General features: G+C 36.2%; 20 protein-coding genes and 2 pseudogenes. 16 read left to right on the forward strand and 6 right to left on the reverse strand.

The annotated features are described in order from the left end of the window. From ACTJIW_RS23730 to ACTJIW_RS23755, 6 genes and pseudogenes are all read left to right on the forward strand, one after another. On the forward strand, positions 1–197 hold a 197-nt coding region (locus ACTJIW_RS23730; RefSeq protein ID WP_440718477.1), incomplete at its 5' end, for a hypothetical protein. A 12-nt stretch (positions 198–209) separates the two neighbouring features. Further along, on the forward strand, positions 210–3,845 hold the full coding sequence (locus tag ACTJIW_RS23735; RefSeq protein WP_440718491.1) for a DUF6443 domain-containing protein: 3,636 nt from the start codon (positions 210–212) through the stop codon (positions 3,843–3,845). Between the two features lie 7 nt (positions 3,846–3,852). Then, on the forward strand, positions 3,853–4,410 hold the full coding sequence (locus ACTJIW_RS23740) for an STM3941 family protein (protein ID WP_440716806.1): 558 nt from the start codon (positions 3,853–3,855) through the stop codon (positions 4,408–4,410). A gap of 168 nt (positions 4,411–4,578) precedes the next feature. Continuing rightward, positions 4,579–4,824 (forward strand): annotated as a pseudogene (locus ACTJIW_RS23745) (IS1/IS1595 family N-terminal zinc-binding domain-containing protein); the annotation flags it as partial. A 57-nt stretch (positions 4,825–4,881) separates the two neighbouring features. Beyond that, positions 4,882–5,310, forward strand: coding sequence for a DUF5958 family protein (locus ACTJIW_RS23750; protein ID WP_440716805.1), 429 nt, complete (start codon positions 4,882–4,884; stop codon positions 5,308–5,310). A gap of 44 nt (positions 5,311–5,354) precedes the next feature. Continuing rightward, positions 5,355–5,960, forward strand: a complete 606-nt coding sequence (locus ACTJIW_RS23755) for a 5'-methylthioadenosine/S-adenosylhomocysteine nucleosidase family protein (RefSeq protein ID WP_440716804.1) — start codon at positions 5,355–5,357, stop codon at positions 5,958–5,960. Between the two features lie 102 nt (positions 5,961–6,062). Here ACTJIW_RS23755 and ACTJIW_RS23760 read toward each other — a convergent pair whose 3' ends face one another. The 4 genes from ACTJIW_RS23760 to ACTJIW_RS23775 all read right to left on the reverse strand — a co-directional run bounded on the left by ACTJIW_RS23760 (position 6,063) and on the right by ACTJIW_RS23775 (position 12,372). Then, a complete protein-coding gene (locus ACTJIW_RS23760; protein WP_440716803.1) occupies positions 6,063–7,517 on the reverse strand; it encodes a TolC family protein in 1,455 nt (484 codons plus the stop codon). Between the two features lie 3 nt (positions 7,518–7,520). Then, entirely contained in the window at positions 7,521–10,637 is a 3,117-nt protein-coding gene (locus tag ACTJIW_RS23765) for an efflux RND transporter permease subunit (protein WP_440716802.1), read from the reverse strand. Positions 10,638–10,663: 26 nt separating this feature from the next. Then, positions 10,664–11,770, reverse strand: a complete 1,107-nt coding sequence (locus tag ACTJIW_RS23770) for an efflux RND transporter periplasmic adaptor subunit (protein WP_012025223.1) — start codon at positions 11,768–11,770, stop codon at positions 10,664–10,666. Between the two features lie 242 nt (positions 11,771–12,012). Next, complete coding sequence (locus ACTJIW_RS23775; protein WP_012025222.1) at positions 12,013–12,372, reverse strand: hypothetical protein; 360 nt, start codon at positions 12,370–12,372, stop codon at positions 12,013–12,015. A 190-nt stretch (positions 12,373–12,562) separates the two neighbouring features. Between ACTJIW_RS23775 and ACTJIW_RS23780 the strand changes: the two genes are divergently transcribed. Beyond that, positions 12,563–13,153: a Crp/Fnr family transcriptional regulator gene (locus ACTJIW_RS23780; protein WP_440716801.1), complete on the forward strand. Its 591-nt coding sequence runs from the start codon at positions 12,563–12,565 to the stop codon at positions 13,151–13,153. Between the two features lie 73 nt (positions 13,154–13,226). Beyond that, on the forward strand, positions 13,227–13,925 hold the full coding sequence (locus ACTJIW_RS23785; RefSeq protein WP_149207563.1) for a CPBP family intramembrane glutamic endopeptidase: 699 nt from the start codon (positions 13,227–13,229) through the stop codon (positions 13,923–13,925). Positions 13,926–14,062: 137 nt separating this feature from the next. Here the strand turns inward: ACTJIW_RS23785 and ACTJIW_RS23790 are convergent, their stop codons facing one another. Next, entirely contained in the window at positions 14,063–14,446 is a 384-nt protein-coding gene (locus tag ACTJIW_RS23790) for a hypothetical protein (RefSeq protein ID WP_440716800.1), read from the reverse strand. Positions 14,447–14,730: 284 nt separating this feature from the next. Between ACTJIW_RS23790 and ACTJIW_RS23795 the strand changes: the two genes are divergently transcribed. From ACTJIW_RS23795 to ACTJIW_RS23830, 8 genes are all read left to right on the forward strand, one after another. Beyond that, a complete protein-coding gene (locus ACTJIW_RS23795) occupies positions 14,731–14,982 on the forward strand; it encodes a hypothetical protein (protein WP_012025219.1) in 252 nt (83 codons plus the stop codon). A 632-nt stretch (positions 14,983–15,614) separates the two neighbouring features. After that, on the forward strand, positions 15,615–16,448 hold the full coding sequence (locus ACTJIW_RS23800; RefSeq protein WP_012025218.1) for a universal stress protein: 834 nt from the start codon (positions 15,615–15,617) through the stop codon (positions 16,446–16,448). 170 nt (positions 16,449–16,618) lie between these two features. Further along, the gene (locus ACTJIW_RS23805) at positions 16,619–17,665 is read left to right on the forward strand and encodes a beta-ketoacyl-ACP synthase III (protein WP_012025217.1); all 1,047 of its coding nucleotides are present in this window, start codon (positions 16,619–16,621) and stop codon (positions 17,663–17,665) included. 210 nt (positions 17,666–17,875) lie between these two features. After that, on the forward strand, positions 17,876–18,970 hold the full coding sequence (locus tag ACTJIW_RS23810; RefSeq protein ID WP_440716798.1) for a sensor histidine kinase: 1,095 nt from the start codon (positions 17,876–17,878) through the stop codon (positions 18,968–18,970). 5 nt (positions 18,971–18,975) lie between these two features. Beyond that, entirely contained in the window at positions 18,976–19,728 is a 753-nt protein-coding gene (locus ACTJIW_RS23815; protein ID WP_012025215.1) for a LytR/AlgR family response regulator transcription factor, read from the forward strand. Between the two features lie 357 nt (positions 19,729–20,085). Beyond that, a complete protein-coding gene (locus tag ACTJIW_RS23820; protein WP_440716797.1) occupies positions 20,086–21,222 on the forward strand; it encodes an efflux RND transporter periplasmic adaptor subunit in 1,137 nt (378 codons plus the stop codon). A 30-nt stretch (positions 21,223–21,252) separates the two neighbouring features. Continuing rightward, on the forward strand, positions 21,253–24,405 hold the full coding sequence (locus ACTJIW_RS23825) for an efflux RND transporter permease subunit (protein ID WP_440716796.1): 3,153 nt from the start codon (positions 21,253–21,255) through the stop codon (positions 24,403–24,405). A 2-nt stretch (positions 24,406–24,407) separates the two neighbouring features. Continuing rightward, positions 24,408–25,817 carry an efflux transporter outer membrane subunit gene (locus ACTJIW_RS23830; protein WP_274253330.1) on the forward strand — a complete coding sequence of 470 codons (1,410 nt, stop codon included), beginning with the start codon at positions 24,408–24,410 and terminating at the stop codon, positions 25,815–25,817. Positions 25,818–25,991: 174 nt separating this feature from the next. On the opposite strand, the pseudogene ACTJIW_RS23835 reads toward ACTJIW_RS23830, so the two are convergent. Beyond that, a pseudogene (locus tag ACTJIW_RS23835) lies at positions 25,992–26,281 on the reverse strand (DUF2931 family protein); the annotation flags it as partial.

Genomic DNA, 26,281 nt, shown 5'->3' on the forward strand with positions numbered 1-26,281 from the left:
TAAACACTTTACGCGCTAATCTGCCCAATGCCATGGTTACTACCTATACCTACATTCCGCTTGTAGGGGTAAGCACCATAACTGATCCGAAAGGACAGACCACAACCTATACCTACGACAGTTTTGGAAGACTTGAATTTGTAAAAGACAACAAAGGGAATATCCTTTCTGAGAACCAGTACAATTACAAACACTAAACCAAAAGCATCATGAAAAACTTCTTAAAACTTCTTTTGGTTTTGTTTCCTTTATTGGTAAAAAGCCAGACACAAAGCGAGAATTACATTAAAGCTGTAAAATACAAAGTGCCCAGCACCACACCTATAACATCACCTTCCATTTCTCAGGCTTCGCAGGACATCACCTATTTTGACGGACTGGGCAGACCCGTTCAGCAGACTGCCTCACAGCAGTCCAAATCCGGCATGGATATCATCACTCATATCGAATACGACGGTTTTGGAAGACAGGCTGAAGAATACCTGCCTTTTAAAGCAGAAACCTCCAATATGACTTTTGACCCTTCGGCCAGAGCAAAAGTGATGTCTTATTACGGAAATCCTAACCCGGCTCTTAACGGAAACCCAGCCCTTGAAGCCACCTCTTATCCTTTCAGCAGAAAAGAGCTTGAAGCCTCTCCTTTGAACAGGGTGCTCAAACAGGCCGCTCCAGGAAATGCATGGTACTCTGGATCAGGACATGAAATAAAAATGGACTATCAGACTAATGCCTCTGCAGAGGTAAAACTCTTCTCTGCCAATACACAGTGGAATGCGGCATCAGGATTATATGATATTACCCTTTCTCTTAACGGCCATTATACTGCCGGGGAGCTTTATAAAACCGTTACCTATGATGAAAACACAGCTTCTGTTCCACTTGAAACAGACGGTTCAACGGTTGAATTTAAAAACAAAGAAGGACAGGTGGTATTAAAAAGGACTTATGATGTCCAGGTAAAGCACGACACTTATTATGTTTATGATATTTACGGAAATCTCACCTATGTTATTCCGCCTAAAGCGGTTGATTTAATAGAAGGCTCAGCAGGCCTGCAGGCAGATCTAACCTCAAATATTACTGTAACTCGGGAAACTTCCCTGCATTTAACGGCTTCAAACTCTATTAGATTAACAGATGGTTTTCATGCTCAGGCAGGAAGTACTTTTTCGGCTGTGATTAACAACGGCGCTCAGGCTGTTTTAAATAATTTATGCTATCAGTATAAATATGATTACCGCAATCGTCTGGCTGAGAAAAAACTGCCGGGAAAACAATGGGAGTTTATTGTCTATGATAAACTTGATCGTGTTACGGCCTCAGGACCTGCCTATTCCCCGTTTTCTGATTTAAGCTCTGCAGGATGGATCATTACCAAATACGATGTTTTTAACCGCCCGGTTTATACCGGATGGACGGCCTCTGCAATAGTAAATTCTGCACAGAGGGCCTCCATGCAGAATGCTCAGAACAATGCCTCTGTAATTAACGAAACCAGAGCGGCTTCTGGAACCTTGGACGGAATACCGGCTTATTACAGCAATACGGTGTCTCCTTCTGATTTTAAGCTTCTCTCGGTTAATTATTATGATAATTATGTCTTCCCGGGCGCCCCTGCTGTACCGGCATCCATAGAAGGACAGGATATATTAAACAGCACGCAGGTCAAAGGACTTGCCTCGGGTTCATGGACAAGGGCACTGAATTTGAGCACTGAAACGCAAGGTGAAACTGCTGTTACTCTTTATGACGACAAGGCAAGACCTGTCAGGGCATATCTGCAGAATCATTTAGGAGGTTATACCTATACCGATACCAAACTCGATTTTTCAGGAAAAACACAGTACAGTATCACCAGACATAAAAGAACAGCAGCAGATGCTGAATTCACTGTCAAGGATGCTTTTACCTACTCGGCACAGGACCGATTAATGACCCAGACCCATCAGATAAACAACGGACCTGTTGAGCTTATTGCCGATAACACCTATGACGAGCTGGGACAGCTTATCTCTAAAAAGGTTGGAAACAACGCCCAGAATATCAATTATACCTACAACATCCGCGGATGGCTCACAGGTATTAATAATGTATCTTCTCTCGCACAGACGGACGGACCCAAAGACTTGTTTGCCTTTAAGATCAATTATAATGCCCCTTCTTCTTTCAGCGGGGTAAACGGACTCTATAACGGAAACATATCTGAGACCCAGTGGGCCACAAACTCAGATAATGGTATTGTAAGATCTTACGGCTATAAATACGATAACCTGAACCGTTTAAAAGAAAGTATTTCTGCTAAAGCAGGCTCAGTAAACAATGCTTACAATGAAAATTTATGGTACGATAAAAACGGAAATATTACCGGTCTTATCCGTAACGGAAACAGTGAGAGTGCCCAGCAGATCGACAATTTAATCTACACTTATGCCAATGCTGATAACAGCAACCAGCTGGCTAAAGTAACAGACAGCAGTAACAAGGCACTTGGTTTTACTGATGGAGCCAATACAGGAGATGATTACAGTTATGATCTTAACGGAAACATGGTATCTGATGCCAATAAAAACATCACCTCTATTACTTACAACCATCTTAATCTTCCCGCAAAAGTAACCTTTGCCTCTGCAGGAAATATTGTTTATATTTACAATGCGCAGGGACAAAAATTAAAGAAGATTGTAAGCGAGGCAGGAAAAACGGTTATCACTACTGATTATCTTGGAGGGTACCAGTATGAAAACGGCGTACTGAAGTTTTTCCCAACAGCCGAAGGTTATATCGAGCCTTCTGCAGGTTCTTATAAATACGTGTACCAGTATAAGGATCATCTGGGTAATATCCGTTTAAGTTATGACAAAAACCTTGTCATTCAGGAAGAAAACAATTATTATCCGTTTGGTTTAAAACATATAGGATATAACAGCGGGATTAACTCAACTAATACTGCTTTAAAGTATAAGTACAATGGAAAGGAGCTTCAAGACGAGTTACAGCTTAACGTTTATGATTATGGAGCTAGGAATTATGACCCTGCACTTGGTCGTTGGATGAACATTGACCCGTTGGCAGAGAAAATGAGAAGGCACAGTCCATACAATTATGCTTTTGATAATCCAATTTATTTTATTGACCCAGATGGAATGGCTCCTGATGATTGGAAAAAAGATGCTAATGGGAATTTATCTTATGATGCAAATTTAACTCAGGAAAATGCTTCAACCCAGCTAAAAGAAGGCGAAAAATACGTTGGTAAAACATACACAGAAAGTGTTTCGAATGATGCAGGTAACTATACTTTAACATATAATGCAGATGGAAGTATATCAGAGTCCGCTCAAATAGATAACTCTGTTGTGGATCCGATAGGAACAGCAAATGATGTTGTAGATAATGTAGCAGGATCATTAGAGGCTAATTCAGGTCTAACTAAAATAGGTTCAAATGGTAAACTATATTTTGAAACACCAAGTGGAAATGTTTTTAATGGCAATCAGTATGTAACTACTACGTCATTATCTAAAATTGGAGGAAATGTAAGTAAGTATACTGGAGCTATAGGTTACACCGTAAGTGCAGTGCAAGTTGGAGTTGGAGTTTATAATGATGGAGGTCAATATGGATACAATGCACAATTAGCAACAGGTAGTGCCGTTGGAGGAATGATTGGAGCGGAAGCAGGAGCGGTAGTTGGAGCAGAAGCTGGAGCCGCAATTGGTGTTTGGTTTGGTGGATTTGGCGCAATTCCTGGAGCAATTATTGGTGGCATAATTGGAGGTTATGGCGGAGGTGCTTTAGGTTCTGAAGCAGGAAGTAGTTTTGCTAAAGAAAATTATAACAGATAAAAATATTATGGAAAGATTTGAATTTAAAAAAAGTAATAAAAAAATAATGTTCTTATTAATTGCATCATTTGCATTATCTACATTAGGTGTTTTTATGATAATGAGTCCAGAAAAATTTATTTCATTTCTTTTTAGGAATGAAAAATTAATTCTAATTGCTGGAATTGTAAGTTTTGTGTTTTTTGGAATCGCATTTGCTTTTATACTCAAAAAAAACTTGACTTCACAAATAGGTATTGTAATTGATGAAAATGGAATAATTGATAATTCTAGTGCAGTGAGTTTAGGTTTTATTGATTGGAAAGATGTTAAAGCCATTAGAAAGAATAATGTTCTATCTACCCAGTTTTTATTGATAGACGTTAATAATCCTAATGAATATCTAAATAGAGCAAAAAATAGAATTATTTTAAGTTTATTGAAATCGAACCTAAATGTCTATGGAACACCAATTTCAATATCATCAACAGCATTAAAATGTGATTTTGATGAATTACAAAAGATAATTAACGATAGTTATAAGTCATATTTAGAAAAAAAAGAAGAAAATATTAATGAAAAATAATTCTAGTAAAAGCCATTCCATAACGGAGTGGGAAGTGTTTCAAAGTTAGTGATATGAGATTTTGAAGTTCTAACCTTTTGAAATTGAATAAATTTTAGAAATAAATAATTTAAAGATGAGCATTACTGCTCATCTTTTTTGTTTTAATATTGCCTTAAATGAACTAAAATGAGTAAAAATGCGACATGGTGTTCCAAAGTTAGTGATGGTATGAAATGTCCAAAATGTAAAGAACAAAAGGTTATCAAAAATGGGAGAACAAAAAACAATAAACAGCAATACAATTGTAAAATGTGCTTTCACCGTTTTATAGAAAATTACACAAATCAAGCTTACAAATTAGATATTAATCAAAAAATTATTCAATTAACTAAAGAAGGTTTAGGAATAAAAAGCACTGCAAGAATATTAAGATTTTAAGCACAATGTCAAGTTTTTAGATAATTTTACGGATTTAGAAATTATAGATTAATGAAATTAGAAAATGAAATAGTAGTTAACAAATACGCACAAAGTGTTATAGATATTGAAGATTTGATACTTGTTTTTAATTCATTCAGCCTTGATGATAAAAAGAAGTATTTATATGATTTACTTTTTTTTATTTTACAATCTAAAGCTCAAGATGAGGATATAGAACCAGCTATTGAAAACAGTAAATTAAGAAGAACCTATACACCATGTGTGATTATTAAAAAAGGTGTGGGAACTCATAACCTTAAAAGACTTATAGAACTTCCGGAAAATGAACTTAATAAATCTTTAATATTACTTCTGAGCTTATTCAAAATCGCTTATTTGAAAAGATTTGAAACGGAGAAAAAAGACATATACAAATGGTGGTATTGGGATTTATCAGATGATAAAAATATTGAAACCATTTTAAAAAATTATAAGTAGATAATCCCCGATATTTGCATCATAAAAAAACACTTCTAATTTTTATGATAAAAATTAACGAAAAACATACATACTCATTCAAAGAAGTTCTTTTCACTTTTGCATTAGCTTCTGAAGCTGCAGAAGTTTTTAAAGACCATACAGCGCTTATAACCGGAATTGGAAAAGTGAATGCAGCTTACGAATTAACGAAATCCCTACAAGTACATAAACCTTCATTAATTGTAAATCTTGGTTCGGCGGGAAGTACACGTTTTAAAAAAGGTGACGTGGTTTGCTGCACCAAATTTGTTCAGAGGGATATGGACGTCCGCGGATTGGGTTTTGAATTGTATGAAACGCCGTTATCTGGTTTACCGCCTGTTTTAGAATACGGTTTAGAAATGGAGGATCTTCCAATAGGAATCTGCGGTACGGGTGACAGTTTTGAAATGAAACATTCTGAAACGATTTATGATGTTGTGGATATGGAATCGTATGCATTGGCTATGATTGCCATGAAAGAGAATATTCCGTTTTTATGTTTAAAATACATATCTGACGGAGCCGATGATAATGCTGCCGAAGACTGGACTGTTCAGGTTCACAAAGCGGCTGTCGCGTATGGCAGTATTTTAAAATTGAATGTAAACGAGTTAACTTCAAAATAACTCTTAAAAATAAAAAAATCCCATCCGTTAAAACGGGTGGGATTTATAACTGCAGTTTTTAAGTACTAATTCAAAAGTTTACGACCAGTAGCTGCTTCAAGATTAGTTAATTCCTCCTCCTAAAGCCTTGTACAATAAAACCTGTGACTCTGCATTTTTTAATTGAATGTCGACAAAGTCAAGTTCGGCCTGCAGTTTATTTTTTTGGGCATTAATAATTTCCAGATAATTGGCATAACCGCTCAAATACAAATCATTTGAAACGTTTACGGCAATTTCCAGATGTTCAATTTCCTTCGATTTATATTTCAAAACATCAACAAAAGATTCTGTTCTGTGCAGTAAAGCACTCAGCTCGTTATACGCTGTTGTAATCGTATTTTGATACTGCAGAAACGAAATCTGCTGTCTTTTATTAGATACAAAAAATTCTTGTTTTATCTGTCCCTTATTAAAAACCGGAGCTGTTAATCCGCCAAGCAATTGCCAGGCAAACGATCCGTTATCAAAAAAAGTTGAAAAAGAAAACGAGTTAAATCCGGTATAACCTCCCAAGTTTAAAGTTGGAAAAAAGGCAGCACGTGCAGCCTTAGCATCGGCATTTGAGGCACGAAGTTCATGATACGCTTCAGATACATCGGGTCTTTTATGAATAATCGAATCTACGCTTATTTTTTGATTTAACACCTCAAGATGACCAGAAAGAAAATCAGAACTTCTGTCGATTTTTCCGCCATATTCCCCTAAAAGATTTAATAAAGCTTTTTCAGTTTGGTCAATGCTTAAATTCAGCTGTTCGGCTTCGGCTAAAATATTATTATTCTGTGCATTAAACTGCTGTACAGCCAATTCTGTTGCTTTTCCCACAGATCGTTGTGCCGAAATAATATCAAGCGCCTTTTGCTGTGTTTTGAGGTTTTTATCGTAAATCGCAACCTGTTTGTCTAAAGCGATCAGTTTATAATACAAATCAGCTATATCGCTTAACAATCGGGTTTGCAGTAAACGCATTCCTTCCTGAGAAGCAAAGAAACGTTCACGAGCCGCTTTTTTTCGATTGCTCAGTTTTCCCCAAATATCAGCTTCCCACGAAACTTTCCCGCCTAAAAATAGGTTAGGGGTTACATCTTCGTTTATCCTTTGCTTTTCATTAATATTTTGCGAAAAATTGGTATCAAAATTCCCTACACCGTCCATAGTGTATTTTCCATAATGCGTTCCAGAAGCATCAGCCACAAAATCCAAAGAAGGAAGAAGCCCCAGTTTTGCCGCTTTTAAATGCGAATTGGCAATTAAAATTCTTTCCTGTATAATTAAATAGTCAGGATTTTGGGCAATGGCTTTCTTTAAAAGGTTTTCCAGTTTAGCATCTTTAAAATACGTTTCTGTTTTTAGCGGAATAAAATCCTGCAGACTGTCTTCTGCTTTTTTTCTTTTCAAATCAAAATTTTCAGGCAGCTGCTTTGCTGCGAAATTATTGTTGATTTTAGGAGCAGAGCAGGCAGTAAGCAGTAAAACGCCTCCGAAGATTATATATCTATTTATTTCTTGTTTCATGTTTTAATTTTTATTCATTGCTTTTTCTAATTTGGCAAACAGGATATAAAGTCCCGGAATGATTACAAGTCCGAAAACAGTTCCTATAAGCATTCCTCCAGCTGCCGCAGTACCAATTGAACGGTTTCCAACTGCTCCGGCTCCGGTGGCAATACACAACGGAATCAATCCTGAAATAAAAGCAAAAGATGTCATAAGAATAGGTCTGAAACGAAGTCTCGCACCTTCAATCGCTGCTTCGGTAATGTCTCGTCCTAACTTGTTTTGTGCCATCGCAAACTCTACAATCAAAATGGCATTTTTGGCGAGCAGACCAATCAGCATGACGAGTGCGACCTGTGCGTAAATATTGTTGTCTAAACCAACCATTAAAAGAGCAAGGTAAGAACCAAAAACTCCAACAGGCAGACTTAATAATACCGGAAACGGAAGCAGTAAACTTTCGTACTGTGCCGCAAGCAGTAAATACACAAACAGAATACACAAAGCAAAAATGTAAATAGTCTGATTTCCAGAGAGAATTTCTTCACGCGTCATTCCCGACCATTCCAGTTCAAATCGGCTAGGGAGTTTTTCTTCGGCGATTCTTTCAACAGCACCAATAGCTTCTCCTGAACTGTAGCCTTCTGCCGGTTCTCCGTTAATCATAGCCGACATATACATATTGTATCGTGTTAAAACTTCTGGACCATAAACACGTTCTAATTTGATAAAAGTAGAAAACGGTACCATTTCGCCTGCATCATTTTTTAAATACATATCCAGAATACTTTCGGGATTTTTTCTAAACTGCGGACTTGCCTGAACCATTACTTTATACATTTGAGAAAAACGAATAAAGTTGGTTGCATAAAACGAACCTAACATGGTTTGTAAAGTTGCCATGGCATTGTCTACAGAAATTCCTTTTTTGGCCGCAAGATCATAATCAATATGAATTAAATACTGCGGAAAAGTAGCATCAAAACTGGTAAAAGAGTTTTGTATTTCGGGAGAAGCATTAAGTTCTTTAATAAAGTTTTTAGTTACTTCATCGGTATTATTAATAGTTCCGCCAGATTTATCGAGTAAACGAAGTTCAAAGCCACTCGTATTACCAAATCCGGGAACCGTTGGCGGTGCAAAAATTTCAATTTGTGCATCTGTAATGCCTCTTGTTTTCTCAGTTAGTTTGGCGATAAATTCGTTTACCGAAATATCACGTTCTTTCCAGTCTTTCAAGTTGATCATTCCCATTCCGTAAGAAGCTCCGGCGATTTCAGTTACAATACTGTATCCCGCAAGTGTCGTTACGTTGTCAACACCATTAATTTCTTTAGCAAGACGCGTTACTTCGTCTAATGCTTTCTCGGTACGTTCTACTGTTGCTCCCTGAGGCGTAGTTACGTTTACATAGACCATTCCCTGATCTTCAGACGGAATAAATCCGGAAGGTAGAAACTTGCTCGTTCCCCAGGTAAATAAGCAGAATAAAACCAATAATCCAACTGTAATCGAAGTACGATCGGCAAATTTTACTAATACTTTAATATATTTAGAAGTTACATTATCAAACCATTTATTGAATCGATGGAAAAATTTATCCAGTAAAGATTTTTTTTCTTTGCTCGGATCATGCGCTTTAAGCATAATAGCACATAAAGCAGGAGTAAGCGTAAGGGCATTGATTCCCGAAATCACAATACTAATTGCCATCGTTAACGAGAACTGCCTGTAGAAAACCCCAACCGGACCGCTCAAAAAGGCAACAGGAATAAATACAGCCGCCATAACAATGGTAATGGCAATTACAGCTCCGGTAATTTCTTTCATCGCGCTTATCGTGGCGGGCAGAGGTTCCATATGTTCTTCGGAAATTTTTACGTGAACGGCCTCGACGACGACAATCGCGTTATCAACCACAATTCCGATAGAAAGAACCAAAGCAAAAAGCGTTAACAGGTTGATTGAGAATCCCATCATCGACATAAATGTAAACGAACCAATTAAGGCAACAGGAACGGCCAAAACCGGGATTAAAGTAGAACGCCAGTCTTGCAGGAAGATAAAAACCACAAATGCAACCAGAATAAAAGCTTCGATCAGCGTTCTTAAAACCTCGTCTATAGAAGCGTCAAGAAAACGCGAAACATCATATGCAATGTTGTAATCCATTCCCGGAGGAAAAGAAGTTCCTTTTAGTTCTGCCATTTTTTCTTTTACACTGGCAATAACTTCAGATGCATTCGAACCCGGACGCTGTTTCAACATAATGGATGCCGAAGGTTTTCCATCGGTTTTAGAAACCATTCCGTAACTCATGGAACCAAATTCAATGTTCGAAATATCTTTTAAACGCAGAATTGTTCCGTCTGGATTGGCTCTCAGCGGAATTTCTTCATACTGTTTTGGTTCAAAGAATTTTCCGCCATATTTAATTACATATTGCAGCTGATTGTCAAGCTGTCCGGATCCTTCACCTACTTTACCCGGAGCGGCAGAAATGTTTTGCTTTTGAAGAGAATTGATGACTTCATTTGCCGATATATTATAAGAAAGCATTTTTTGCGGATCCAGCCAGACACGCATCGAATATTCTTTCTGACCCATAATTTCAGCACGGCCGACACCATCAATACGTTTTAATTCCTGAAGAATATTAATATCCGTAAAATTGAAGATAAACTGTTCATCCTGAGTTTTATCTGTACTAGTAATATTCAGGTACATCAGCATACTGTTTACCTCTTTTTCTGTGGTAACTCCGGCACGAATAACTTCTTCGGGAAGTTCGTCAAGTATTGTTGTCACACGGTTTTGAACGTTTACGGCTGCCAAATCAGGATCGGTTCCTACTTCAAAGAAAACCTGAATCAGCGTTAAACCGTCATTTGAAGTTACAGTAGACATATACGTCATTCCTGGAACACCGTTTATAGCTCGTTCTAACGGAAGCGCTACGGCATTGGCAGAAACCTCTGCATTGGCTCCGGTATATTTTGCCGTAACCGTTACAGACGGAGGCACAATATCTGGAAATTGTGTAATAGGAAGCTGGAACAAAGCCAGTAATCCTAAAAGTACTATCATAACCGAGATGATTAATGATAATATTTTTCTTTTGATAAACATTTCTATCATTTCGAAATCTTTTTAATAATGTATAATTACAGGCTTACGTTCTGGGTTTCTTTAATATTGATTTTATCGCCGTCGCGTAAAGACTGAATGCCTTCCTGAACAATTAAATCGTTGTTTTTTAAACCTTTGTTTAGAATGTATACATCATCAAGAGTACTTCCAATAGTAACGTTGGTCATTTTTACTTTGCCTTCCTTATTTACCAGAAATACGAATTGTTTGTCCTGAATAGAAAAAACTGCTTTTTGCGGAATTATGATCGCATTGGTTTTGGGTTCTGAAATAATAAGTTTTCCAGATGTTCCGTGTTTGATAAATCCCTGCGGATTTTCAAATTTTGCTTTATATTGAATAGAACCAGTTTGTCGGTCGATATCTCCGTCGGCAGTTCTAAGTTCTCCTTTTTGGTTATAGACAATTCCGTTTGGCAAAACCAGTTGAATATCTTCATGAGTATTCAGGCTTTTATCTGTCATCATCTGGAAATAAATATTTTCAGGAATTGAGAAATAAGCGTAAATATAATCAAGCTGTGACACGTTGGTTAAAAGAGAACCGTTTTCTACCAGACTTCCTTCTTTAAACGGAATTCGGTCAACCGTTCCGTCAAATGGAGCGCGGATTGTGGTAAAACTAATCTGCTGATTGATCGCTTTTCTTTCTGCAGATGCATGAGCGACTTTGGCAGAAGCAGCATCGTGTTTTGCTTTAGATAATTCTAATTCCTTATCGGCAATTACTTTTTTATTAAAAAGGGTTTGGGCCTGTTCCAGTTCAACAGTTGCAATTCTTAAATCGGCCATACTGCTTTTATAAACAGCTTCGGCTTTTAAAAGTTGTATTTGAAGTTCTACATCACTTATTTTAAACAGGACTTGTCCTTTTTTTACTTTTTGTCCTTCGCTTACATATACTTTATCGAGTAATCCGGGAATACGAGCGTGAATTTCGACATTGTTTTTGGCATGCACATCGGCAACAAATCGGTTAGAAACCACAGTATCTCTCAAAGTCACCTTATAAACGGGCAGTGTTTTGATTTTATCTGAATTTTTTTTGGCTTTATCACCGCACGAGACCAGAACGAACAGCGATAAAATAGAGATGAAAAATGAATTGTTTTTAATGCTCATGATTAATTTGTTATAATAATAAATAAATAGATTCTCTCCCTTATAGACAGCCTACAGGGAGTTTTTAATTGGGTTTAGAAAATAAATGGGAATGCTGTGAATACTGTCTTTTCAGACTGTTTCGGGCAGGTTAATATTTTTACAAATAGAAAACACGCTTCTTCGTGTTTGGTTAGGAACACAAAAAATTACTGCAGCTGAAAAACTGCATTTTTATAAAAATAAAAACGGGGTTCTAAAAACTAGAATAATTGATACAGGTGCAGGTAAGTGTGACGCTGAATTTGGTATATAGAAGCGATTCCATAAAATAAGCTTCTTTTGTAGTTTCTGAATTTAATCAGATTGCTGTAATAAGGCGGTCTTAAAGTGCTGCTGTCCAGAGTCGTTGCTCTAAACTTCATCTTCTTTTTTACAACATAATGAATTTGGATTTCTTTGTTGTGCATGTCCGTAGATGAAAACTGCGGAATATCTGACGTAGTAAGTTCGCAGAGATTTTTGCACACGTCTTGTTCAGCATGATATTTATTAGATTCCGTACTCTTAATAAAGAGAAGCAGAAATAATAAAATTATACAAGTGAACTTAGTGTTTTTCATCGACTGAATTCGAAGATTATAAATTTGTTTTTGTTTAAAAAGGGCTCATAATTGATGTGCCAAAGATAGTCATTTGTGAAGTAAGGATTTCTTAATTTTTTCAAAAAAAGATGAAGAAAAAAAGGCTTTTTAAAGATTTTACTAAAATTTGTTTTGTAATTTGGTTTTTGTAAATCGAAATTTCTAAACTATGCCCCAAAATCCTTCTCCAGAAGATGTAAAAAAGATTTTTGATTCATATTATGCCTCAGATACCAATATCTGGGACGGATTTTCTAACAAGATAGAAGTCCGAATATTTAAAAAGTCTCAGATTATAAAGGAATACAATCAGGTCGAAAAGTTTTTGAATATAATAATTAAAGGTTCTGCGGGATTGTTTGTGTGGGACGGGAATAGGGATATCTGCATTAACCTGCTTTATGAAAGGTCTTTTATAAGTGATTATCTTTCTTTTTTAAATCAAAAACCTTCTGTTATTAAAGTTGAAGCCCTGGAAGATCTTACTTTATGGTCAATTCATCATGAAGACCTAAAAGAACTTTACAGTCGTTCTCAAGCTGGTTTGAGGGTAGGAAAAGCAGTTTCAGAAATGCTGTACATACAAAAACAACAGCAGCAAATTGATCTTTTAACGCTTACGCCACAGGATCGTTATTTAAAACTGATAGAATCGAGACCAGAAATTTTTCAGCGCACTCCTTTAAAGATAATTGCCTCATATTTAGGATTAACAGCAGAAAGTTTAAGCCGCATTCGAAAAAGAATTACTGAGAAGTAATTTCTTACCCAAAGTCAATTTTATTTTTGTTTCCTATTACTAAGTTTGTCTTAACCTAATCAAAAGATAACTTATGAAACCAAAAATTAACTACGGAGCAATTGCAGTTTTTTACATCATCGCTGTTATATGCAGATTTATAGCTGTTAAAACAGATTTATTTAAGGGAGTTGAACATAATGATTATGTATTTATTTTAATTCGAGGTCTGGGGCCGGCTCTGGGAGCTTTTGCCGCAATAAAATTATTCTCACTTCAAAATCCAATGTCTTTAAAAGGAATATACAGCAATTATATTCTGCCTTTTGTTGTCTTTTGGCTGCTTCCTGCGCTTTCTATTACAACCTTATATTATTTTATATACGGAAAGTTCCCAATTGTATTTGCTTTTACCGTTTTAGTTTACGGACTTTTAGAAGAAATTGGCTGGCGAGGATTTTTGCAGGAACAATTAAAAGGTCTTCCAAAGTTTACTTCAATTGCTATTATTGCTATTCTTTGGTTCGTATGGCATTTAAATCTTGATATGACAACTTCAAACCTAATTTTTCTTGGGGTTATTTTCTTCGGAACCTGGGGAATTGGTAAGATATATTCTAAAACAGGTTCACTTCTTGCCGTTGCGGGAGTTCATTCGCTGAACAATTTCTTTGTAAAAGGAGTTCACGAACAAGAATTAATGGTAATTCTGGCTCTTTTGGTAATCTGGATAGGATTCGTAATTGTTTACGACAGAAAATTTAATAAAACCAAACTAGCTTTAAATAACTAAATACTGCCATTTTAATATTTTATATTGTATAAAAAAAGCTCCAGCGGAGCAAAATATGTAGCCAGGTGTGAATAAATTATGCTATACATATTTTGCTCCGCTGGAGCTTTTTTTTTGTGAAATGTAAATGACTTTCATTAATCGATTTTATATCCATCATCAGAAAAGCTTTCGATCTCGCGGTCATTTTCATCATAATCTTCAACCAGATCATCGTCGAGATCGCTTTCATCTAAATCGTCGTCTTCGTCCCAGTCATCTTCTTCCAGACCATCTTCTTCAAGACCATCTTCTTCCAGACCATCTTCGTCATATTCCGGTTCGATTTCATCATCTTCATCTCTGTCAAGCGCATTCGAGAATTCGTTATCCAGATAATTCTGATCCTGATTTAATAATTTTTCCTGTTCTAAATTTTCGTCGCCCATATGTTCCTGTTGATATTGGTCAACATAACTCTGATTATCATCTGTGAAATTATAATCGTCCTGATTATAAAATCGGTTAGTATCTGCTGTCATATAAAATCTGTTTTAATTGATTTATCGTATATAAGTTTCAATTCAAAAATAATCATATATCTGGCAGGGAGTCTTATAGCATTTTTGGGATTGTTTATTTAATTATAATGATGTTTTAATTAGTAAAGACATAGTTCGATCCTTTATTTTGGGCAGTTTTGAGAAATGTTCATAAGGTGTTGATAAATAATAGGTTGTGGGGTGTGTTAAATTATTTTTTCGAATTACTAATTATTATAAATTTAATAATTGAATGAGAGTTAACTATTTAAAAATATTTACAAATGGAAAGAGCTATAAAACTACAAGTTCGCAAAGAGCTGGACGGCAAGCAGCAGTCAAACATAATTAAACTAAAAGGGACTTTAATATCTAAAGGTTATACCGAAATTATCCACATCAGCGATCAGGATGATGAGTTTCATATTAATTCATTTGAAACCAAAGTAGAAGCCAGTCACGAGGTTAAAGAATTCATTCAGGACTTTATCATAAAAGAAAACCTAACTAACACTATAAGCGTATTGGTGAAATAGACTCTCTTGGTTATCAGGATTTAAAGAAACAGTATCTTTTACTGATAATGCCATATTTATATCAGCTTCATTTGTTTGGGGTTTGTACTTTGTTACAAATTCAAATTTTTATACTTTTTAGAATTCCTTCTATTAAGAAATCACTGCTTTTAATACTTCAAGCGCATTTCCTTTATAAAATATATCTAACCTGATGGTAATTTGTTTATCATCAGGTTTTTTGCTGTTATACTTTTTTTTAAAATAGTTTACAGGCAGTTTTGATGGTGTTATTTGCATAAGAGGAAATAACTTAAATAAGTAAAAAACAGGAAATTAAAATAAGTAAAAATACCCGTTTTAGCAGATAAGCCATAAATATTTTTAATTAGTTAGGTTTGATGTGTGAATGAACCTTTTTTGAAAGTTTAAGCAGCATAAAATGAAATTACGTCTAATTCCTATTTAAGAATTGATAAATGCAAACTAGAACTAAGAAAAAGATAATATCTGATATTTTTGATTTATTCAGTCATTTTTCGGCTGCTAAATTTTACGGTTGAGACCTAAAAAATGATTATTCGGTAACTTTAAAATAAACTGAAAAGATTAATTGGACATTTTTACAATTAAAATGTTTAATAGATATATTTATGATTCCTCCACTTACTATAATCGCCGCCACAAATTTTTCTTCAATTGCCAACAACGCTGTTACTTATGCCGCTGGACTTGCTAAAGCAACAGGTGCTAAACTTATTTTGTTTAATTCATTTTCTTTGAGTGTTCACAGCGCTAACTCTTTAATTACTGCCGAATCAATGCAGAAACAAATGGATAAAGCTGCACTGAGACTTCAGACTTTTGGAGCAGAAATCGCAGGTTTGTTTAAAATTTCGGTAGAAAGCATCTGCAGTTATTCTTTTCTGGAAGACGAACTTCCTTCGATCATTACACAAACGAATGCTAATCTAGTGGTTATGGGAATGGCAGAACGTTCTCTGGAACAGGATTTAATGGGAAATTCGACTACAGCAGTTATAAAAAACCTGAATATTCCGGTTTTGGCTGTGCCGCAGAATGCACGTTTTCTAAATGCTAAAAAAATCTTGTATGCCTGTGATACGCTGAGTTTATCTTCAATAAAAAGATTTACCTGGATTAGACGCGTGATTGGAAATTTAGGTTCTGAAATTGAATTTTTCAGCGTTGATGAAAAACTGGACGAAATTAAAGAGGAGCAGGGAAAAGTTTTACTGAATTCTTCGATTGAAAAAGAGTTTGAAGACGTAAAATATATTTACAAAAACGTACGTTCAAATGCGGTAATCAATGAGATAAGAAAAGAAATCAAAAATTTTGAAGCCGATATTTTGGTAATGGTTCCTCAAAAATATGGTTTTTGGGATTCATTAGTTCATAAAAGTAAAACCAGAATCATGGCAGCAGGTTTAGATATTCCGTTACTATCTATTCCGAAGAATTAAGGGAAAAAATAAAAACACCTTTAAGATTGTGCGGTAAGATTTTTTGGAAATTTATGCTTTTTTATATTAATTGTTTGTTAATTATTGAAAATCCGACCCTCCAATACGGTGAAAAAAGCTAATTTTCTATTCTGTTTAAAGAAAAATAAAATAACAAAAAAACAACAAAAATGAAGGCAGTGATTACAGCTATCGGCGGTTTTGTACCCACTTCGATCCTTAATAACAAAACAATTTCAGAAACTGTTGAAACTACAGAAGAATGGATTGAAAAAAGAACCGGAATAAAAGAAAGACGAATTGCAGTAGGCAAAGGCACATCTGATCTTGCCAGCGCAGCGATCGAAAATTTAATGAGTAATTACGAGGTTGATCCTTCAGAAATCGATGCCCTTATACTCGCAACTGCAACACCAGATCATCTTTTGGCACCAACAGCAAGTAAAATCTGCGAATTAAGCGGACTTACTAATGCTTTTGGCTTTGATATGAATGGTGCCTGCAGCGGTTTTTTGTATGCACTTGAAATGGGTGCCACAATGATCGAAAGCGGACGCTATAAAAAGATTATTGTAGTGGGAGCTGATAAAATGAGCTCAATTGTAGATTATGAAGACCGCAATACCTGCATTCTTTTTGGAGACGGAGCAGGCGCGGTGCTTTTGGAAAAAACTGAAACTGAATACGGACTAATGAAAAGCATTTTGCGAACTGACGGAAGCGGTACAGCTTCTTTAGTCGTTCCGGCGGGAGGTTCTAAATTTCCGGCCAGTATGCAGAGCATTGTTCACAAAAAGCATTTTATTAAACAAGACGGATCGTTTGTGTTTAAAAAAGCAGTTGCAGCAATGTCTAGCGTTTCAAGAGATGTTCTATTGAGCAACGGTTTAGATTCTGATGAAATTGACTGGGTAATTCCGCATCAGGCCAACCTGAGAATTATCAATGCCGTGAGCGACAGTTTAAATATTGGATCAGAGAAAGTAAAAGTAAATATTGACCGATACGGCAATACAACATCGGCTACGATTCCGTTATGTTTATGGGATTTCGCAGCAGATTTCGAAGAAGGTCAAAACCTGTTAATTACTACTTTTGGCGCCGGATTCTCTTGGGGTGCAACTTGCTTAAAATGGGGAGTTATGAGAGAAAGAAAATCTCAAAAAGCGGTAAAAAGCAGCAATACATGGGAGGTTTTAGAACCGCAGCTATCGTAAATTTTTAAAAATAAAATAGTTGTAATAAAAAATTAAACACATAGAAGCATAGTTTATTGTTGGTTAAAAAGAATTTAAAAGAAAGCACGCTTTCAGCACATATTGAGTTATGTTTATTCATGCAGAGTGAAACGCCTTTTTTAGATTCGAAACTATGTTTCTATGTGTTTAAAATAACAAAAAATAAATTATCAATTCTTAAAAAAGTAAATGGGGTCAAGTATTCAAAATAAAATCACAGGAAAGAATTTTTTCTACAAATACTATAGAGTTATAGTAATTCCGGTGGTTTTTTTGGTCTATTTGTCATCATATTATCTTTTAAACCCCAACCAGAATTTCGAACAAGATTCCTTAATATCGTTCGACAAGTCATTTGACATCTTTATTATTCTGGTATACTGCGGTGTTTTGACAGAATTAAGCCTTTTCGTAGGACGCAGTTTAAATCGGTTAATACGCTGGGAACATAATCCCATTTTCAGGGCAATTGCACAGTTTATCTGCCTTATCGCCGGAAATATTCTATTAAACTTTATTTTTTCCCATTTGTGGAATTACTTATATCCGGGAGCCTGTTTAGAAGAAAACGAACTGCTTATTATTTGGCAGTCCAATATCATGGCTGCAATACTATCATTGTTTATCAGCTCTGTACATACCGGAATATTTTTGCTTAACCGCTGGCGTTTAACATCAAACGAAGCGGCTGAACTTAAAATAAAAGCCTCAGAACTTCAGGAAGCCGTAACACGTTCGCAGTTAGAATCCTTAAAACTGCAGCTTGATCCGCATTTTATATTCAATAATTTCAGCACCTTAACAGAATTAATTCACGAAGACCAGCAGGCAGCAGCTTCATTTTTAGAAAATATTACCCGCGTTTACCGCTACATGATTTCGAACTTAGATAAAGATATTATCACAGTAAGAGAAGAAATAGAGTTTTTAAATGCTTATTTTTATTTACTGAAGAAACGTTTAGGCGAAAAAATCCAATTACAATTAGAAGTAGACAGCGACTGCCTTGATATGCATTTACCGCCTTTGTCCCTGCAGTTATTGGTCGAAAATGCCGTAAAACACAACATGGCAACTTTATCAAGTCCGTTGATTATTTCGATTTATTCTGAAGAAAAAAATATAATCGTAAAGAATAATTTACAGCCTACATCGGGCAAAACTTTGGTGTCTACAGGCGTAGGACGTAAGAATATTGAGTTTAGATATAAAATTTTATTCAACAAAAAACCTGTTTTTTCACAATCGTTAGAAAGTTTTACAGTGCGTTTACCATTAATATAGAGAGTATGAGAATTTTGATTATTGAAGATGAGAGTATTAATGCCAGCCGGCTCAAAAGACTGTTAGAAGAATTAGAACCCAATTGCGAGATTCTTGATATTATTGATACAGTCGAAGGCGCTGTAAAATGGCTGAAATCAAACGAAAAACCGGATTTAATTACAATGGATATTCGTCTGGCAGACGGAATCAGTTTTTCAATTTTCGAAGAAATAAAAATTTCCAGTCCCGTTATATTCACTACAGCATACGACGAATATGCCGTGCGGGCTTTTAAAGTCAACAGCATCGATTATTTGATGAAACCTATTGATAAAAGCGAACTAGAATTTGCTTTGCAGAAATTCAAAACCTTATCTAAAACCGACACTTACAATGACATTGCCGGAATTTTAAAAGGATTTATCAATAAACCCACTTTCCGACTTCGGTTTCTGGTTACCTACCGCGACGGTTATAAAAGCGTAAATGTAACCGATATTGATTTTATTTACTCGGAGTTTAAAACTTCAAATTTAGTTCTCAAATCGGGTATAGTAATTCCGATTCCGCAGACAATGGAAGAACTGGAGCAGGAATTAGATCCTGATGTTTTCTTTCGTGCCAACAGGCAGTTTTTTATTCGTGCCGAAAGCATAAAATCGATTGCTAATTATTTTAATGCAAAACTAAAAATTCAGCTGAAAGCAGATCCTGAACGCGAAGTAATTATCAGCAGAGAAAAAGCACCTTTTTTTAAACAGTGGATGGATCGGTAGTTTAGCTTCTGAGGTTCTAAGGTTCTAAGATACTAAGCTGCTAAGGTTCTAAGCTGAACCATACTTTCTTGCATTGCCTCCGGTTTTAACTGGAAAAAAAATAAAGTCATCAACAAGGGCTTTAGCCAAAAGACAAGTTTGGCTAAAGCCTTTTGTATTGTCGCCTATAAATACCTCCAGTTAAAACTGGAGGCTATTCAATAAATTTAACTTTATCTCCTTGTGTCTTTGCTGCATTATCATTCTCATTCGTTTCAGTATCGAAAAATTACGTTTGGGTAAATTTATCCCATTTTAAAGGTGTTTTGAGATGTTATTTTGCCGTCAAATTAGACGAATTCATTAAAGTGAAGTAAAATGACAAAACAATTTTTCCAAAATTATAAAACACTCAGTAAGGCAGCCGTTTTATTGGTTATCATCAGTTTTTCATCTTGTGGTAAAAGCGGGTCCGATGCCGGAGCTTTAGCTGCTCCAAAACCTGAAGTAGACTTTTTTCAGGCAGAATCGATTACAGGTGAAGTAGAAAAAAAATATCCGGGAACTGTTGAAGGTACAGTAAACGTTGACATAAAAGCGCAGGTTTCAGGATATCTTGAAGCGATTTATGTAAAAGAAGGAGATTACGTAAACAAAGGCCAGTCTCTATTTAAGATTAAAGGAGATGTTTATGCAGAACAGGTAAACAACAGCCGTGCAGCTTATAAAAGCGCTCAGGCAAATCTGGCAAATGCTAAACTTGAAGTAGAAAAAATCAAACCGCTTGTTGACGGAAAAGTTTTTTCTGATATGCAGTTAAAAACGGCTCAGGCAAATTATGAAGCTGCCGTTGCTCAGGTTGCTCAGGCAAAAGCAGCTTTAGGATCTTCACAATTAAATGCAGATTTCTCTTTAATTAAAGCACCTGTAAGCGGTTATATCAGTCGAATTCCAAACCGAATTGGTAATCTGGTTACGCCGGCAGATGCTGTGCCATTAACGGTTCTTTCAGACATTAATACCGTTTTTGTGTATTTCTCATTAACAGAAGCCGATTATCTTGCTTTTTCAAAAGATCCTAAATCAAATCAAACCGTAAGCCTTATTATGGCTGATGACAGCGAATACGAGCAGAAAGGAAAACTGGAAGTAGCCAGCGGAAACATTGACCGTTCAACTGGAACCATTTCTTTAAAAGCCATTTTTCCAAATCCTAAAAAACTGCTTCGTGCAGGAGGTTCTGCAAGAGTAATTTTAAACAACAGTTTATCATCTGTTATTACTGTTCCAATGGCGAGCGTAAAAGATATTCAGGACAAATTTTTTGTTTTTGTTTTAAAACCTGGAAATAAAGTTGCGATGGTTCCTATTGAAATTGGCGGAAGTTCCGGAACAGATTATTTCGTAAAATCGGGTTTAAAACAAGGTGATAAAATCGCTTTAAACTCAATCGATGTTCTTTACGACAGTATGGAAGTAGTGCCAAAAACGGCAAAAGCGGTAAGCAGCAAATAATTTTTGATTTTAATATAAATAACATTTTCCATGTTAAAAAATATAATAGACAGGCCGGTTCTGGCCACCGTTATCTCCATTGTTTTGGTGATATTGGGTATCATTGGTCTTACCAGATTATCGGTTACAAGATTTCCAGATATTTCACCTCCAACTGTAATGGTGAGCGGTTCTTATCCGGGAGGTAACAGTGAAACCGTAATTCGTTCGGTAGTAACGCCGCTCGAAGAACAAATTAATGGAGTAGAGAATATGCAGTATATTAAATCTACTGCAAGTAACGACGGATCGTTTTCGATCAGCGTGATTTTTAAACAGGGAATCGACCCGGATCAGGCTGCCGTAAACGTACAGAACAGAGTGCAGCAGGCAACGCCAAAGCTGCCTCAGGAAGTTGTTCGTATGGGACTTACCACTTCGAAACAGCAAAACAGTATGATTGTTATTTTCAATCTTTATACAGATGATAACAATAAATATGATGAGTTGTTTTTACAAAATTATGCCAACATCAATTTAGTACCGCAGTTAAAACGTGTGCCGGGAGTAGGACAGGTTCAGATTTTCGGACAGAAAGATTATTCAATGCGTGTATGGCTAGATCCGCGAAAAATGGCAAATGCAGGTTTAGTACCTTCAGATGTTACGCAGGCGATTGCAGAACAAAGTTTAGAGTCGGCACCGGGAAAACTGGGTGAAGAATCTAAAGCTGCTTTAGAATATGTAATTCGTTATAAAGGCAAGAAAAATAAACCGGAACAATATGAAAATATTGTAGTTAAAAATAACGGCGGCAGTCTTTTACGACTTAAAGACGTTGCCAGAGTTGAGTTTGGTTCTATTTCATACAGCGGGGATAACAAATCGAATTCATTAAATGCCGTAACAATGGCTATTTTACAGACTTCGGGTTCTAATGCAAATGATATCGAAATTGGCGTAAACAAAGAGGTAGAGAGATTGTCAAAATCTTTTCCTCCGGGAATTAAATACGTCAATGTAATGAGTACAAAAGAAAGACTTGACGAAGCAACCGGACAGGTAAAATCAACCTTGATAGAAGCTTTCATTCTGGTTTTCATAGTAGTATTTATATTCCTGCAGGACATTCGCTCGACGATTATTCCGGCAATTGCCGTTCCTGTAGCCATTGTGGGTACTTTTTTCTTCCTGCTTGTATTTGGTTTTACCATTAATATTTTGACGCTTTTTGCCCTTGTATTAGCCATTGGTATTGTTGTCGATGATGCCATTGTGGTCGTCGAGGCCGTACACAGTAAAATGGAAGAAGACAGCAGATTAACAGCCAAAGAAGCCACTCATGGCGCTATGGCAGAAATTACAGGAGCTGTTATTTCGATCACTTTAGTAATGTCAGCAGTATTTATTCCAATTGGTTTCATGACCGGATCATCGGGTATTTTCTACAAGCAGTTTGCTTATACGCTGGCTATTGCGATTATTATTTCGGCAGTAAATGCACTTACGCTTACTCCGGCATTGTGTGCCCTTCTTTTAAAGAACGTCCATAATGGAGAACACGGAGAAAACGAACATAAAACCACTTTTAAAGAACGTTTTTTCATCGGATTTAATACAGGTTTCAACAATTTGACCGGAAGATACATCAAAGCCGTTCGTTTCCTTATTGGCAGAAAATGGCTTGCTGCAGGATTAGTAACAGGAATTAGTGCAATTGCTGTATGGATGATGATGTCGACTCCAAAAAGTTTCGTTCCGCTGGAAGATGACGGATTCATGGTGTACAGTTTGTCAATGCCTCCGGGAACTGCGCTTGATCGTACGACTGAAGTGGTTCAGAGAATGGAAAAAATATTAGAAACAGAAAAAGCGATCGATGTTAATACAAGTATTACCGGGTTTAATATTTTGAGTAACAGTGCCAGTACAGCTTACGGATTAGGGTTTATCAAATTAAAACCTAAAAAAGAAAGAGGTGCAGTTAAAGATATTGACGAAATTTTGAATAGTGTTACAGCTAAATTGTCGACTATTAAAGAAGGCTCGATCATGGTATTTAGAATGCCTCCGGTTGAAGGATTTGGAGTAACAAGTGGTGCCGAAATTGTTTTGCAGGACAGAATGGCAAGAAATCCTGAAACTTTAAAAGCAATGTCTGATAAAGTAATTGGGCAGATTATGCAGCAGCCTGGAGTTCAATATGCTTATACAACTTTTAGAGCCGATTATCCGCAGTTAGAATTAGAAGTTGATGAAGATAAAGCGCGTCAAATGGGCGTGAATGTAAAGGATCTTTTAGTAAATATACAGACTTATTTTGCAGGAGATCAATCGTCAGATTTTACCAGATTTGGTAAGTTTTACAGAGTGAATGTAAAAGCCGACGGAATTTTTAGAATGGATCAGGATGCGTTTAATGAAATTTTCGTAAGAAATGCTGATATGCAGATGGTTCCGGTAAAATCGATTGTAAAATTCCATAAAGTGTACGGGCCGGAATCGGTAAACCGATACAACCTTTATAATTCGGTAAATATTACAGCAATGGCTCTGCCGGGATATAGTAACGGACAAATTATGGGGAATTTGGAAAAAGTTCTGGATAAACTTCCATCTGATTACAGTTACGAATGGACAGGTTTAAGTTTGGAAGAAAAAGCAGGAGGAAACCAAACCATTGCCATTTTTGGATTGTGTCTGCTTTTTGTGTTCTTTTTATTAGCGGCACAATACGAAAGTTATTTATTGCCATTGGCAGTATTGCTTTCTATTCCAACCGGAATTTTAGGAGCTTTTGCGGGAATTAAAGCCGTTGGTTTAGACAATAACATTTACGTTCAGGTGGGATTAATTATGCTTGTGGGACTTCTGGCTAAAAACGCGATTCTTATTGTGGAATTTGCACTGCAGAGACGAAACGCAGGATTGACTATTACCGAAGCGGCCCTTGAAGGTGCAAAATCGAGATTACGTCCTATTATCATGACTTCGCTGGCTTTTATCGTAGGTATGATTCCATTGATGTTTGCTTCGGGAGGAACCGCGGTAGGAAACAGATCGATAAGTGTAAGTGCCTCAATTGGAATGTTGAGCGGGGTTATTTTAGGAGTTTTTGTGATTCCGCTGCTTTTCATTGTATTTCAATATCTGCAGGAAAAAGTATCAGGTAAGAAGAATGTAGTTCAAACCGTAAAAGAATAATAATGAGAATACTATATAAAATTGGAATAACGGTATTTTCGGGTATGATTTTAACATCGTGCGTTGTTGGGAAAAAATATTCCCGCACTGAGTTAAACGCTCCTGATAAATACCGAGAAGAATTAACCGTAACAGGAGATACTATTTTGCATTCCTGGAAAACGTATTACAAAGACCCGCTTTTAGTTAATTTGATCGAAAAAGCCCTCGTTAAAAACAACGAGGTGCTTATCGCGGTCAAAAGCATGGAACAGCTGGATTTAAACTATAAACAAGCCAAACTGTCTTTACTGCCAACATTGGATTTTGATGCTGCAGCGAGCCGTTCGTATTTGTCTAAAAATTCATTAAACGGATCTTTGAGCGCTCAGTTTACGAGCAAAGATTATATGGACGATTACAGCGCCAATCTTCGTATGTCGTGGGAAGTAGATATTTGGGGAAAAGCAGCAATGCAGAAAAGAGATGCAAAAGCAGCGTATTTTGCCCAAAAAGAAAACCTTTCGGCTTTAAAAACCCGAATTATTGTTCAGGTGGCGCAGTCATATTACAATCTTTTAGGTTTAGACGAACAGCTTAAAATTGCTGAAAAAAATATCGAATTGAGCGATAATACCCTGCAGATGATGAAACTGCAGTACAACTCAGGTTCCATTAGTTCATTGGCAGTAAACCAGACTGAAGCTCAGAAAAAAACAGCAGAGTTACTCGTTCCTTTGGCAAAAGCCAATATCGCGGTTCAGGAAAATGCACTGCAGATTTTATGCGGCGAATATCCTAATACGATCGAACGTTCAGGTAATTTAAATGTAGATGAATTTGCGTTTGAAATGCCGTCAGGAGTTCCAGCTTCACTTTTAAGCCGAAGACCGGATGTAAAAGCAAGCGAATATGCTGTGATGTCGGCGACTGCCAAAACCGGATTAGCAAAAGCGACAATGTATCCAACGCTGAGTTTAAGTCCGTCAATTGGAATTAATTCATTTGAGTTCGATACCTGGTTTAATTTTCCGGGTTCGGTTACAAAAAATATAGCAGCAAATCTGGCACAGCCTATTTTTAGGAAAAAAGCCTTGCGAACTGCTTATGAAGTAGCGGTTTTAGAACAAGAAAAAGCTGTGGTTCAGTTCAAACAATCGTTTATTACCGCTGTTGGTGAAGTTTCTGATGCCATGTCGAGATTAAAATATGCAGATGAACGTATTAAGCTGGCAGAAGAAAAAGCAATATCTTTAGAAAAAGCAACTTCAGATGCTTCACTGTTATACAAAAGCGGTATGGCCAATTATCTTGAAATTATTGCCGCTCAAAATAGTGCCTTGCAAAACGATCTTGATGTCGTAACAATAAAATTAGAAAAATTAAATGCCTCTATTAATTTGTACCGCGCTTTGGGCGGTGGAGTAGAGTAGTGCTGCATTTCTAAATCCATCATCTTTATAAATGTAAAGATGGTGGATTTTGTATATTATTTTGATGCGCAAAGAAATCGAAATTGATATTCAGCTGCACAAACTTTGTATTCACGAGCGGTAAGCCAGCGCCAACATGAAAAGTTTTTTAAAAATTAAATAATACTGAATGTATTATTTATACGACTCATTATATATTTTATAATCGTTAGGATATATGCGTATACTGTCAACCTTAAGAATCTGATTGTTTAGAAAGACTTCAATGCTTCTATTGTCTTCTGCAATTTTTATCTGAATTTCATTATCGCCCGATATGTTTTTAAAACGTTCAAATAATTCTTTTTGATTGAAAAAAATTCTTCCCTCAAATTTTTCATTTTTTCCAGTTTCCCAGAAAAACTGCATGACTTGCGGCAAGGCTCTTTCTTTCATTTTATTTTCTAAGAGCCACGGGCGCAGCA

This window comes from Flavobacterium sp. 22659 (assembly GCF_052044235.1).
GTDB lineage: Bacteria > Bacteroidota > Bacteroidia > Flavobacteriales > Flavobacteriaceae > Flavobacterium > Flavobacterium johnsoniae.